This is a genomic window from Paenibacillus sp. Marseille-P2973 (genome assembly GCF_018101095.1).
Taxonomy (GTDB): Bacteria; Bacillota; Bacilli; order Paenibacillales; family Paenibacillaceae; genus Fontibacillus; species Fontibacillus vini.
The window spans coordinates 208898-222356 of sequence record NZ_JAGQEH010000003.1; the positions used below are offsets into that span (position 1 = coordinate 208898).

The window sequence follows — 13459 nt, forward strand, 5'->3', positions numbered from 1 at the left end:
TGAATTGTTGCCATACTGTTGTCAACAATTACAAAGTACAATAAAAAAAGAAAACAAATCAACTATCAGGAGGAAACACACTATGCAGAATAAAGCCTTAGTAATAATAGATATTCAAAATGACATAACTAAGAATTACAAGGATGTTATTGGCAATATCAATAAAGCTATTGATTGGGCAGTCAATAATAATATTCATGTTATTTATATAAGGCATGAAAATTTATCAGCCGGCACGAAGACTTTTAAACCCAATACATATGGGTCTGAATTAGCTTCAGACTTGAAAATAGTATCAAAAAATATATTTACTAAATACAAAGGAAACGCATTAAGCTGTGAAGAATTTACAGACTATATTAGTGAAAATGAAATATGTGATTTCTACATAGCAGGAGCAGATGCTGTTGCTTGTGTTAAATCAACCTGTTACAACTTACGCAAAGTAAATTATGGCGTTACTGTGCTATCAGATAGCGTTACCAGTTATGATAAAAGGAAAATTGACGAAATGCTACGTTATTATGAAAGTAAGGGTAGTAAAATTATTTGTTTGAATGACCTATTAATTTAAGCTCTTTTCATATTAATTGCATAGCGCGGCGGGCGGATTATCGCCCGCCGCTTTTCTCATTTATCGGTGGTCAATGTCGTGCGACCTGCGTGGTTGCTGTTCGCACTGTTCCTGTCGTATGATACTGTAAACGCTTTTAGCCTGCATATTGTCTTGTCAGGCTACAATCTATTGTTTGGGGAAAATATCCAGACGCTGCGACAACGTTTTTTTTCTGCTAAGGACCTAGTAGCCGCAAAGAAATAATAAAAAAATTTAAATTACTTTGGAGGTAAGTCGAGATGGAGAGCAAAAAAATTGATACCAAAGAATTCCCGATATTGGAATTTGATGAAACACGTGTTGCAATAATAGAGGCAACTAATTTTATCCAACCAAAAGAAGAATTTGAATACTGTGTAATAACTTTTTTTAGAGATGTAATTGAAAAAATGAAAACGGAGGGAAAGTTGAAAGAAGTTGCGTGTTTACATTGCGAGACGGTAGATTTGCCAATATATGAAGCATATTATCAAGGAAAAAAAGTACATATTACTTTGGGGTATTTAGGAGCTGCAGGTTCAGCAGGATTCTTAGAAGAACTGATAGCCTATGGTTTTCAGAAATTTATAGTTTGTGGTGGTGCAGGTGTATTAAAAAAAGACATTGCTGTTGGGCATGTAATAGTACCAGTTTCTGCAGTGAGAGATGAAGGTGTATCATACCATTACATTAAGCCATCAAGAGAAATTGAATGTAATCTAGACGTATTAAAAATCATAGAGGACGATTTTAATATACATAATATTAGGTATATAAAGGAAAAAACTTGGACGACCGATTCATTTTATAGAGAGACTAAAGAAAAGGTTGAGTTACGGAAAGCAGAAGGGTGTGTAACAGTAGAAATGGAAGCAGCAGCATTTATGGCTGTTTCACAATTTAGAAATGTAAAATTAGGTATTATCTTGTATGGCGGTGATGATTTAAGTGGTGTCGAATGGGACAGTCGAAGTTGGAATAGCAGATCAGAAATAAGAGAAAACCTTGTAGAAATATCATTACGTATATGTTGTTCTTTATAATGAAACCACCCGATAGCAAAGGAATGATTAAATGATCCATGATGAAGAAATTAAAGAACCAATTAGAATTATAGTAGGGGCATCTAGAATAATGAATTAGGTTTTGTGTCACTCATCGTAGATGCAGTAAAGGAATAGTACTAGTAGTTGGAACAATGATGAACCAATAGAAAAACTAAATTCAAATAGTTATATGATTTTAAAACAATTAGGTTATATAAGAAATTGGTGAGAGACTAATCATAGTAGCCTGTGACATCATATAACGCCTTATTCACGCTTTAGAGCTACCGCCCCTTGGTTGTCAGATGTATAATCATGGAAGCAGCTCAGACAACATACGACCCAGCCCAAGATAAGAGCTATCTAAGGCTGGGTCATTTCGTGAATACAAGAACGTTTTGCGAAACTTCCGAAGAGCTGATGTGAATGCATTCTAAAAGGAGCATTTATAAAAATATAATTCAGATTAGTTTGGGAGCTAAACTAAAGAGCAGGAGAACACAATTATCTCGTGAATAGTATGATCATCAACAAAGTTTTAGGGGGCTACTGCATGTTAAAATTATTCAAGTATAACTGGCAAATTCGCAGAGATTGGTTTGATTGGTGTGAAACTGTGAGTGAGGAAGAATTGCTAAAAAAACGCACCGGCGGTATTGGATACATCCTTCCCACGCTGTATCATGTTGTGGCAGTCGAGTATGGCTGGATATGCGGTGGAATACAAGGAAAAGCGATTGATATCCCTCCATTCAAGGAAGTGGCCAGCTTACAGCAGGTACAAGATTTTTCCGCCCGTTGTCACAAGGAACTTGCTCCGTTTGTGTATGATTGGGATGACAGCTTGGAAGACTCCATAATGATTGATATCACGGATGAAGGGGAGAGAGAGCCCCATAAATACGGTGAAGTTATGCGGCATGTGATAGCACACGAGATTCACCACAGCGGCCAATTATCGATATGGTCACGAGAGATTGGAAAGAAACCGGTTAATGCAAATTTGATTGGCAGAGGGTTATTCGATATTTAACGTAAAGTAAGGGAGCCTACAATGATTGAGCCAACTATCGAATCAATTAATGTTCTATTTCAGAAACATAAAATTAATGATCAGATTGTAAGTTATCAAAGACTATCAGGAACAACCTCAGGATTAGTTTTAAGATTAGAATCAAAGAATGAATATAAATATATCTTAAAGTTTGATAATCCAAGCCAAATTGGATTAGTTGAACAATTGCTTCATACCTATGAGCACTCAGTATTATTGCCAAAAGTCCTTTTTTCTGCCGAAGACAGTTCGTATTTTGTTTATACATTTCTTGATGGAACAACTCATTTTAATCGTGGTCCAAAGAGTAGTTGGTTGAAAATATTGATAATGGAATTACTCAATAAATACGTAGAACATAAAGAAACAAGTACATGGGGAAGGATAGAATACCCACGTAAGACATGGAACGAATTTAATGAAATAAGTATTGATGAAGCAAGGATGAATCTGAGGAATGTATTATCAACAGAAGACTATAATTACGTTAAATTAAAAGCTAGCAAACTATTTTTTGATGATTCAAAGCAAGGAAACAAATATTTGCTACACGGTGATACTGGAGTTCATAACTTCGTCTATAATAATGAAACATTAATTGGTGTGATTGATCCATCACCAATGGTGGGACCCATCGTATATGATTTTCTATATGCTTTTTGTTCTTCGCCGGACGATATTAATTCTGACACATTGTTTGCCGCAGCGGATTTACTTGAACATGGAAATATTGAAAGAACGAGATTGATTGAGGAAACTTTGATCCAGCTTTATTGTCGAATAGGGCTTAGTGTGCGTCATCATCCGAATGATTTAAAGGAATATATACAGGCATGGGAATATTGGAAACAATTATGTAAAGGTGTTGGTACGTCGTGAACACGGAAACGTTAGCTGAAATAGGGAGAAAGGAGTAAGATCATGAAAACCATATATGAATCTAAAGTCTATAAAGAGACTAAGCAATCATCAATATATGCTGATATTTATTACCATGGAACTCAAAATCCAGTAATCTATGATTTGAGTTATAGAGGACGAAAAAGGACACTGAACTGATGTCAGTGTCCTTTTAGTTGATTCATTATTATTGTTAATGTGTCGTTGAGTTCTATGTAATGGTTGATGTGGCTTTTTCAGTAAAAACCTGTACTTGATTTCGACCAGCTCTTTTGGCAGCATAAAGTGCTTCATCAGCTTTTCGAAGAAGTTGATAGATTGTTTCCTCCATAGCTCCTGTCGTTTCAGATACTCCAAAACTGGAGGTAACCTGTACAACTTGTTCATTATTAACTAGAGGCTTTTGTTCGATGCAAAATCTTAGATGATTAGCGAAATTCTCCCCTTCTACTAGGGTATAACCAGTTAAAGCGAGTACAAATTCTTCACCGCCATATCTAGCCAATAGCATATATTCTCTCAGCTCAGCCTTACATAATTGAGCCACATGTACTAGTACTTGATCTCCGATTTGATGTCCATAAGTGTCATTCACTTGTTTGAAAAAATCAATATCAAATAGAATAATCGTAAAGGATGATAAATTATTTTTTGCTTTAATGAAACTTTGCTCACTCTGTTGAAAAAAGGCACGACGATTGAATAATTGTGTTAGCTCATCATAATAGGCTTGGTGCTCTAACTTTTGTTGTAATGTATGTAGCGCAGTTATATCCGTAAATATAATTAGAAAGCCAGAGTTACTATTTGATTGCTGAAGTTTCGAAATACGTAGTTGATAAACAAAACTAGCTTGATGAATCGTAGTATTCAATTTATCTGATATCGTATCTAGTTGAACAGGGAATGATTGACCCGTTAGCATATACCAAACTTGATCAAAAGGTTTCCCTATCATGGATTGATCCAATTTACTAAACATATCTTTACATGCTTGATTATCTTCGATTAATTGATAGCTACCATTAAGTACAAAAACACCATCACTCATATTATTAAAAATAGTATCTTTCGCAATTGGCATAATGGATAACATTCGAGAAGAAGTAATAGACCAGAGGTACAAAACAGAAGAGAACCATAAAACCATGGGTACAGGATCGATACCATCGGGTGTCACTCCAATGAATAATAAAAATGCAGTCACTATTGGAAGCAATTGACCACAGATGAGGGCCAATAATTGAGGTTTATATACACTAACCGTTTCCTTCCAGCGTGAACACAACAATAATAACGCAGCTAACATACAGCAACAAATGTAAATATTATGTACAGCAAACCATGTTCCACGTTCAATCTCACTAAATGGAACTCCAAGCACCGAATGTATATCATATACTCTATAGTAAAAATGATGGTATTTATTTGTTACATTGATTATTAAAGTTAGAAGAGGAAATGCAAGTAAAGCGATGGTTCTTTTTCTCTCTAATTTGTAACCTAAATACTGCATGACAAACAATAACCCTAACGGAGGGAAAAATGGCAACCCTAAATACTGTACAATATTCCAAAATCTAAGCTGTTCTAATGATGTGGATGTTAAGCTAAAGGCATAACCCAAGCAATAAATCAAGGAAGTTAATGTATACCACATGAACAATTTCGCGATATTCGTATAATAATGTCTCTTCCAATATGTATAGGCTAGTATAGACAAGTTCAATACAACCGAAGTGCAAACTAATGTTATATATGCCTCTACTTTCGGTTCTAATAGTGCTACCCTCTTTTCATATCATTTGTCTATATCATATTAACATTTTTATAAACAAAGTTAATGTATTCCTTGAATTATGTACAGATTTCACCGGGCGCTCGGATGAACGGCCGTTTTTTTCGCGCTTGCTCTATATCTTGCTTTTTAAATATGCAATAATTATATATATTGAACTACTTGACTCCTTCATCCATTCAATAGTTCATCCTATATAGTTATGATAGCGCATACAAATTTACTAAATACTCGGGTGATCATAGATGATATCAAGCAGGCAACAGCGAATGGTCAAGCAACTGATGGAGAGCGACAAGTACATTCCGCTACAGCAGATGGCCGATGAATACGGGATCTCTCTGCGGACGGTGCGCGCGGATTTGCTGCAGTTGGAAGACTGGCTGCGGGAACGCGGTGTGAGCCTGGTGCGAGACCGCTCCGCAGGCGTTTCTCTGCGGCTTGCGACCGGGCAATCGGAACAGCTGGCTCTCCAGATGGGAGAGCGGCCGGATTACATGGATGCCGAACAGAGGGTCAGCCTGCTTATGAAGCAGCTTCTCCAGGAGACGAGCTTGTCCGTAAAGACGGTCATGGAAGAGTTCGGGATCAGCAAGAATACACTGCTGCAGGATTTGAACGAAATCAGGGAGCGACTGACCGGCTGGGATTTGACCCTGATCAGAGACCGCGGGCAACTGCATATCGAAGGATCGGAGAAGCGTAAGCGCAGGGCCTATTTGCATCTGCTGCGGTCGGAAATTACGGACGACAAGCTGCTCCGGTATATTCTAGATCAACGGGGAGCGAATTACTCTCCTATGACGCCGTGGAAGGACTGGTTCGAAGCCGACGATGCGGCGATGCTGTTCGACACGATTCAGCGGCTTGAGGAGAAAATGGGCGTGCAATTTACGGATGCCGGTTACTCCACGCTGATTCTGCATTTGCTGATGGCGATGGAGCGGCTGAGGGGCACGCATTCGATCGAGATGGACCGCGAATCGCTGTCCGAGCTACAGGACCATGAGGCGTATGAACTCGTCAAGACCGAGGTCGTCCCTCGAATTGAGCGGCATTTCCAAGTGAAGCTGCCCGCCACGGAGATCGGGTATATCACGCAGCATATTCTGGGCGCACAGAAGCAGAGCCTTCCGGCAGAGGACCTCATTATTGCCGATCTCGCCAAGCAGATCATTGTGCGCACCGAGCAAGAGCTCGGTCGGCCGCTGCAAATGATCGACCAGATCGTTCAAGGGCTCGTAATTCATCTGAAGCCGGCGATTTATCGGGCCAAATTCGGACTGCAGTCCAAGAACCCGCTCATGGAACAGCTCGAGGCCCAGTACGGCTCGCTCTTGAATGTGTTGGAGCGGATCGTCAACGAGGTGATGGCGCCTTGGTCCGTCACGTTCGATCGGAACGAAGTAGGCTATATCATGTTCCATATCGGCAGCGGGCTCATTCCGCCGAAGGCTCCGACGCGCAAGCGCGTAGCGATCGTGTGCGGCTCGGGGCTCGGCACCTCCGCGATGCTGAAGCGGCGGGTAGCGGCGATTTTTCCGCAGGTCGATATTGTAGGCACTTATTCGTATAAGGAATCTTCGGAGATTACGTTACAAACAGCGGATGCCATCCTAAGCACGATGGAGATCAGCCATGCCCTGCAGGTGCCGTGGATGAAAGTATCGCCGCTGCTGAACCAGGATGATCAAAAGCAGATCACGAGCTTTCTGGGCGTATCGCCTTCGGGCGAATCGGCGGCGGCTGCGGCGGCGGTGCAGGCGGTGAACGATATTTTTCATGTAGTCGAAAGAAACGCGCATATCCACAATAGGAACCGGCTGCTGGAAGAACTGCTGCATTTGTTCCAAGGCGGCAGCCGATTGGAGGAACCCCGCGAAGAGGATTACGGCTTGACCGCATTGCTGGCCCCGGAATCGATCTCGCTCGGAGCGGAGGGCATGTCTTGGGAGGACGCGGTGCGCGAGGGGAACCGGCTGCTTATTCAGCAAGGCGTCACGGACGCCAGGTATGGAGAGAAGCTGGTTGAGATCATCTCCACAAACAATCATCCGTTCATCATCCGTGCGGGCGTGGCTTTTCCTCACGTATACATGCCGGAGTGCGTGAAGCGCACGGGCTTCAGCATCATGACCTTTCAAGAGGAATTGGCCTTCGGGCCGTCCGGTCAGCCGGTCTGGTTTGTCATCACGCTGGCTGCGGTGGACAAGGAGCGGCATGTTGCCGCGCTCGGCACGCTGCTGGATGCGCTGAACGATGATGCATTCATGGCGGAACTTAAGAGTTCGCGCGACGGTCGGGAGATTTGGCAGAGACTGCGGGAGAAGGAGGGCTTCGAATGAAAAGAATCATCGTAGCTTGCAACAGCGGACTCGGCACCAGCCTGATGATTCGGCTGAACGTGGAGGCACTCCTGAAAGAGTGGGGTCTCAAGGCCTGGGTCGAGCATACGGACATTTCGTCGGTCGACACCTTTGATGCCGATCTGATCATCGGCTCCAATTATATTATGGAATCGCTGCAACTGATCAGCGGGGTCGAGATCATCGGCCTGGACGATATTACGGACCGGCAATATTTGAAAGCGAAGCTGCTGGACAGCGAAACGTTCAGACAGTGGCTGGCCGGTTAGGCTTGTTAGAGTCATTGAGCGGATTACGAATATAACTTACAGACAAAAGCGGGGGTTGCCCATGAACGCAACGCAATTGGTCAGCAAGGGTTTGCTTGGGGAGCCTGCCCTGCTGCTCGGGTTAATCGCGTTTCTCGGATTGCTGCTGCAGAAGCAGCCGTTCCAGCGGTTGATCCACGGCACGATCAAGACGATGCTCGGCTACACGCTGCTCCAGATCGGTGCGAACGCCGCCGGCTCGTCCCTATCCAATTTATCGGCGGTCATCCAGAAGGGATTTCAAATCATCGGGATCATTCCGCATAACGAGACGATTACGGCGCTCGCACAGATTAATTACGGCGAGGAGATCGCGCTCATTATGCTGGCCGGGATGATCGTCCACTTGATGATCGCCCGTTTTACGCGGATCAAATATATTTTTCTAACGGGACACCATATGCTGTTCATGGCTTCGCTCCTCGCGGGAGTGCTCGTGTCGATGTCGATGCCGCTATGGAAGGTGGCCATTGCCGGAGGGATCGTCTTGGCTTTGTGCATGTCCTTTGCGCCCATGATCTCCCAGCCATATATTCGGCGGGTAACGGGAAACAATGACTTTGCGGTGGGACATTTCAACAGTATCGGCTATGTGCTGAGCGGGTTCGTCGCTTCCTGGTTCAAAAAGGGACCGGAGCCGCCGGAGTCGAAGGGGCTGCAGAAGCTGCGCTCTTTTTTTCAGGATCATATGGTTGTCATTACGGTGTTTACCTTCGTGTTGTTCCTCTTCTCCGGGTTGTTCATTTCCCCCGGGGGGATCGAAGAGATGTTCTCGGGACGGCATATTCTCGTCGTGTCCTTGATACAGGCGACCTGGTTCGCAGGGGGCTGCTACGTTATCTTGGCAGGGGTGCGCATGCTGTTGTCCGAAATCGTGCCTGCCTTCAAAGGAATTGCCGACCGGGTCGTACCGGGAGCGATTCCTGCGCTGGATTGCCCGGTGTTGTTCAAATTTTCGCCGTTCGCCGCGATGATCGGATTCCTGCTCAGTTTCACCGGTGGCCTGGCGGCGATGGTCGTGCTGTTACAGGTGCAGTATACCGTCATTATTCCTGGAGTCATCCCGCATTTCTTCGCTGGCGGCGCGGCGGGCGTTATCGCTTATCAAATCGGCGGCCGTAAAGGGCTGATCGTATCCTCCTTGATCCACGGATTCGTCATTACGATTCTGCCGGCATTCCTCATTCCGCTGCTGACGAACCTCGGATATTTGCGCGCGACTTTTGCCGACAGCGATTTCTCAGTCATCGGGGTGCTAGTGCATCAGCTGTTCAACTGGTTTCAATAAAACGCCGGTACCTGTCCCGGAAAACATATGCTACACCTCTAAAACAATAGTAGCACGAGAGCCTGATCTCATCCTCATCAGAGGGGGATCGGGCTTTTTCATGTGTCTGTTTTATTGCCGCGAGAAGTGGCAGAGACTTGGACTCACAGGTTTGTAAGCGCAACCAATATAATTAAGCCATAAACATTGAAGGGGGATATAACAGATGGGAAAGAAAAAATGGATCAGTTCAATCTCCGCTTTAACGATGGCCGCGTTGCTGTTTACGGGCTGCGGATCTTCGGGCGGCAACACGGCTGCACCAGCAGCTAACGGAGGCGGGGATGCCTCTCCGGCGAAGCCGCAAGGCAAGCTGACCGTATACATCGGTTTCCAGGAAGATCACGCGGTCGCCGCGATCAAGAAGTTCACCGAGGACACGGGCATTGAAGCCAGCATGATCCGGATGTCGGCAGGCGAGATCCTCGCCAAGGTCCGGGCGGAGAAGGATAACCCGCAGGCGGACGTCTGGTACGGCGGACCGGCAGACACCTTCGTGCAAGCGACTTCGGAAGGACTGCTTCAGCCGTACAAGTCGCCGGTTGCCGAGAAGATCGATGCGAAGTATAAAGATGCGGACGGCAATTGGACAGGCGTCTATGTCGGCGCGGTCGGCTTTGCTTCCAATAAAGAATTTTTGGCCAAAAAAGGCGTAGAAGCCCCGAAGACATGGGAAGATCTGCTCAACCCGGCGTTTAAAGGCGAAATCGTCATGGCGGACCCGGCTTCCTCCGGAACCGCGTACACCGCAATGTACACTGTGCTGAAAGTAATGGGCAGCGAAGAGAAGGGCTTCGAATACCTCAAGAAGCTGCATCCGCAGGTTCAGCAGTATACGACGAGCGGCGCCGCACCGGGCCGGATGGTCGGGATGGGCGAAGCGGGCGTAGGTATCCTGTTCGCGCACGACATTATCAAGTACCAGGAAGAAGGCTTTAGCAGCCTTGAAATGACGATCCCGGAGGACGGAACCGGCTATGAGACCGGCTCGATCGGCATTATCAAGAACACGAAGAACGAAGAGCTGGCGCAGAAATTTGTAGACTGGGCACTGTCCCCGGCCGCTCAAGAGCTGGGTAAAACCGTAGGCAGCTTCCAAAACCTGACGAACCCGGATGCGGTTGGACCAGAGCAAGCCGTTAATCTGTCCGAAATTAATACGATCGATTACGATGTCGTTGAAGCCGGTAAAGAGCGTCAGCGCCTGATCGACAAATGGAGTGCCGAAGTTAAGAAATAATATCAGTTTGAACTCAGAGAGGAGAGAGCTTGAATGAGCGCCATGTTCAAGAGATTCAAGCGCGAGCCGCTCCTGCCGATTCTCATCGTGTTGGTCATGCTCTGCTTACTCGTTTTTATCGTCTATCCGCTATTCCAAATCGCAAAGTCCAGCTTCGTCGGGTCCACCGGCGAAGTTGGTTTACAAGGATATCAGCGGGTGCTGTCCGGGGGCGGATTATTCCACGCCCTGGTCAACTCCCTCGTGCTGGCCGTCCTGACGGCGACGTTGTCCACCGTGATTGCCTATGTTTTTGCATATACGTTCGCTTATGTAAAGGTACCGTTCAAAAAGCTCTTTAACGGCATTGCCATTCTCCCGGTCATTTCACCGCCGTTTGTCATTGCCTTGTCCGCCATGCTGCTTCTCGGAAAGCAGGGGCTGATTACCAAAAACCTGCTGGGACTTGAAAATGCGAATATTTACGGGCTGCATGGCCTGGTTCTTGTACAGACGCTTTCTTTTTTTCCGATAGCCTTCCTGACACTGTCCGGGCTGCTGCGCTCGATTAGTCCCTCGCTGGAGGAGGCCAGTCAGAACATGGGGGCCAGCCGGCTGAAGACGTTCATTAGCGTCACGCTGCCGCTGTCCGTCCCGGGAATCGCCAACGCGTTCCTGCTCGTGTTCGTTCAGTCGCTTGCGGACTTCGGGAACCCGATGACGATCGGGGGGAACTACTCCACCGTAGCCAGAGAGATCTACTTGCAGGCCGTCGGAAGCTACAACTTGCAGGCCGGGGCCGCCTTGGCGATGGTGCTGTTGACGGTGACGATCATCGTCTATATTCTGCAAAATTTCTGGGTCGGCAAAAAAAGCTACGTTACCGTCACAGGCAAGCCTACCGGACAACGGAGAATGATCGAGTCCGGAGCGATTAAACATGGACTATTCACATTTTGTATGATCATGTCGTTCGTCGTTATTGCCTTCTATGCCCTTGTCCCGATCGGTTCGTTCATCAAGCTGTGGGGCATCAACAACAGCCTGACACTGGATCATTACAAATATGTATTCTCTATAGGACAGAAGGCGATCAAGGATACGCTGATGCTGGCCATTGTCGCCACGCCGATTGCAGGATTGCTGGGTATGATTATCGCCTTCCTGATTGTCCGCAAACGTTTCTTCGGTAAAAGAGCCTTGGAAGTCATCAGTATGCTCTCGATCGCCGTACCGGGTACGGTCATCGGGATCGGGTACATTCTCGCGTTCAACAAAGCGCCGTTAGCGCTGACCGGAACCGGCATCATTATCGTTGCCGCATTCGTGGTACGCTCCATGCCGGTGGGTATCCGCTCCGGAGTTGCTGCCCTGCAGCAGATCGATCCGAGCATCGAGGAAGCCGCGACGAATCTCGGCGCCAGCGGAAGCAAAGTGTTCACGAGCGTCGTGCTGCCGCTCATCAAGTCCGCCTTTTTCAGCGGTCTCGTGAACAGTTTCGTCAAGAGCATGACCGCGATGAGCGCCGTTATTTTCCTCATCTCGGCCAAGTACAATCTGATTACCGCGTCGATTCTGGCGCAGGTCGAGGCCGGCCGGATCGGTGTAGCAAGCGCCTACTGTACGATTCTGATTCTGATCATGATCGTGGCGCTCATTCTGTTAAACTTGCTCGTGAGATGGATGGGCGGCAAAGAGCGGTCCGCATAAGCGGCCGCGCCCATCCTTAAGGAGGTATGTTAAAATGGCTAAATCCGTCACACTGAAAAATATATCGAAAGCCTTCATGAACGATAGAGGCGAGAAGTCTTACGCCGTCTCCGGGGTGAACCTGGAGATCGGAGAAGGGGAGTTCGTCACCCTCCTCGGTCCGTCCGGCTGCGGAAAAACGACGACGCTGCGCATGATTGCCGGTTTTGAAGACATCACCGAAGGTCACATCTACTTCGGAAACGAGGCGGTGGACCAAATTCCGCCGAACCGCCGGGACTGCACGATGGTGTTCCAATCGTATGCGCTGTTTCCGCATCTGAATGTATTTGACAACATTGCTTACGGCCTCAAAATCAAGAAAATGGCCAAATCCGAAATGATCTCGAAAATTGAATCCGTCTTGGATATAATGAATCTACAGGATTATCGGGATCGGATGCCAAACCAGCTGTCGGGCGGTCAGCAGCAGCGTGTGGCGCTGGCCAGAGCGCTTGTCATGGAGCCGGGCGTTCTGCTGTTCGATGAGCCGCTATCCAACCTCGACGCGAAGCTGCGCCTAGTGATGCGGGATGAAATCCGCCGCATTCAGCAGCAGATCGGCATCACCGCCGTGTATGTAACGCATGACCAGAGCGAAGCAATGAGCATGAGCGATAAGGTCATCGTCATGAATAAAGGAACGATCGAGCAGGTCGGCACGCCAATGGAAATTTATCAGCGTCCGAAGAGTAAGTTCGTGGCCGATTTCATCGGAACCGCCAACTTCCTGGAAGGCACTGTCAAGGGAACGGAAGACGGCCGGCTGCTCGTGGAGACAGCTTCGGGTGTGCTGCGGATTCGCCGCGACGGGTTTAAAGCGGGGGACCGCGTGACCGTGGTAATCCGCCCGGAAGCCGTCACTTTAGCTAAAGGCACAAGACATCAGGGCATCGTGCAGAAAAGCGTGTTCATGGGCCAGACTCAGGAATACGAGGTTCTGTTCGAGGGCCAGATGTTCCAGATTACCGAGCATAACCCGATTCAGGAGAAGGTGTACTCGGTCGGCTCTTCCGTATCGCTGCAATTTGCGGAGGACGCCCTTCATGTAATTTAGCTTCTGTACACATCCGAAGAAATGACATCACGCCAAGAAA

Annotated in this window: 11 protein-coding genes; 10 read left to right on the forward strand and 1 reads right to left on the reverse strand. The window is 46.6% G+C overall.

Going from position 1 to position 13459, the window contains the following annotated elements; all coding sequences use genetic code 11:
- Positions 1–82 precede the first annotated feature (82 nt).
- The 4 genes from KB559_RS07795 (at position 83) to KB559_RS07810 (ending at position 3574) form a co-directional block, all read left to right on the forward strand.
- Positions 83–574: a cysteine hydrolase family protein gene (locus KB559_RS07795; RefSeq protein ID WP_211021162.1), complete on the forward strand. Its 492-nt coding sequence runs from the start codon at positions 83–85 to the stop codon at positions 572–574.
- Between the two features lie 281 nt (positions 575–855).
- Complete coding sequence (locus KB559_RS07800) at positions 856–1638, forward strand: nucleoside phosphorylase (RefSeq protein ID WP_211021163.1); 783 nt, start codon at positions 856–858, stop codon at positions 1636–1638.
- A gap of 556 nt (positions 1639–2194) precedes the next feature.
- Positions 2195–2674, forward strand: a complete 480-nt coding sequence (locus KB559_RS07805; protein ID WP_211021507.1) for a DinB family protein — start codon at positions 2195–2197, stop codon at positions 2672–2674.
- Between the two features lie 21 nt (positions 2675–2695).
- Positions 2696–3574 (forward strand): phosphotransferase, encoded by an 879-nt coding sequence (locus KB559_RS07810; RefSeq protein ID WP_211021164.1) that lies wholly within the window; start codon positions 2696–2698, stop codon positions 3572–3574.
- Positions 3575–3806: 232 nt separating this feature from the next.
- Here KB559_RS07810 and KB559_RS07815 read toward each other — a convergent pair whose 3' ends face one another.
- Complete coding sequence (locus KB559_RS07815; protein WP_211021508.1) at positions 3807–5351, reverse strand: histidine kinase N-terminal 7TM domain-containing diguanylate cyclase; 1545 nt, start codon at positions 5349–5351, stop codon at positions 3807–3809.
- Positions 5352–5662: 311 nt separating this feature from the next.
- Between KB559_RS07815 and KB559_RS07820 the strand changes: the two genes are divergently transcribed.
- The 6 genes from KB559_RS07820 (at position 5663) to KB559_RS07845 (ending at position 13419) form a co-directional block, all read left to right on the forward strand.
- A complete protein-coding gene (locus tag KB559_RS07820) occupies positions 5663–7738 on the forward strand; it encodes a BglG family transcription antiterminator (protein ID WP_211021165.1) in 2076 nt (691 codons plus the stop codon).
- Positions 7735–8028 (forward strand): PTS sugar transporter subunit IIB, encoded by a 294-nt coding sequence (locus KB559_RS07825; protein ID WP_211021166.1) that lies wholly within the window; start codon positions 7735–7737, stop codon positions 8026–8028. Before KB559_RS07820 ends, KB559_RS07825 begins: the two co-directional genes overlap by 4 nt.
- A 61-nt stretch (positions 8029–8089) precedes the next feature.
- Entirely contained in the window at positions 8090–9355 is a 1266-nt protein-coding gene (locus tag KB559_RS07830) for a PTS ascorbate transporter subunit IIC (protein WP_211021167.1), read from the forward strand.
- 205 nt (positions 9356–9560) lie between these two features.
- A complete protein-coding gene (locus KB559_RS07835) occupies positions 9561–10634 on the forward strand; it encodes an ABC transporter substrate-binding protein (protein ID WP_211021168.1) in 1074 nt (357 codons plus the stop codon).
- Positions 10635–10667: 33 nt separating this feature from the next.
- A complete protein-coding gene (locus KB559_RS07840) occupies positions 10668–12323 on the forward strand; it encodes an ABC transporter permease (RefSeq protein WP_211021169.1) in 1656 nt (551 codons plus the stop codon).
- A gap of 34 nt (positions 12324–12357) precedes the next feature.
- Positions 12358–13419: an ABC transporter ATP-binding protein gene (locus KB559_RS07845; RefSeq protein ID WP_211021170.1), complete on the forward strand. Its 1062-nt coding sequence runs from the start codon at positions 12358–12360 to the stop codon at positions 13417–13419.
- The last annotated feature ends 40 nt before the right edge of the window (positions 13420–13459 follow it).

Bases quoted from the DNA above. Each gene is read 5' to 3' on its own strand.
- KB559_RS07805 (WP_211021507.1), top strand. From the start codon at position 2,195: ATGTTAAAATTATTCAAGTATAACTGGCAAATTCGCAGAGATTGGTTT.
- KB559_RS07795 (WP_211021162.1), top strand. From the start codon at position 83: ATGCAGAATAAAGCCTTAGTAATAATAGATATTCAAAATGACATAACT.
- KB559_RS07840 (WP_211021169.1), top strand. From the start codon at position 10,668: ATGAGCGCCATGTTCAAGAGATTCAAGCGCGAGCCGCTCCTGCCGATT.
- KB559_RS07810 (WP_211021164.1), top strand. From the start codon at position 2,696: ATGATTGAGCCAACTATCGAATCAATTAATGTTCTATTTCAGAAACAT.
- KB559_RS07845 (WP_211021170.1), top strand. From the start codon at position 12,358: ATGGCTAAATCCGTCACACTGAAAAATATATCGAAAGCCTTCATGAAC.
- KB559_RS07835 (WP_211021168.1), top strand. From the start codon at position 9,561: ATGGGAAAGAAAAAATGGATCAGTTCAATCTCCGCTTTAACGATGGCC.
- KB559_RS07820 (WP_211021165.1), top strand. From the start codon at position 5,663: ATGGTCAAGCAACTGATGGAGAGCGACAAGTACATTCCGCTACAGCAG.
- KB559_RS07830 (WP_211021167.1), top strand. From the start codon at position 8,090: ATGAACGCAACGCAATTGGTCAGCAAGGGTTTGCTTGGGGAGCCTGCC.
- KB559_RS07800 (WP_211021163.1), top strand. From the start codon at position 856: ATGGAGAGCAAAAAAATTGATACCAAAGAATTCCCGATATTGGAATTT.
- KB559_RS07825 (WP_211021166.1), top strand. From the start codon at position 7,735: ATGAAAAGAATCATCGTAGCTTGCAACAGCGGACTCGGCACCAGCCTG.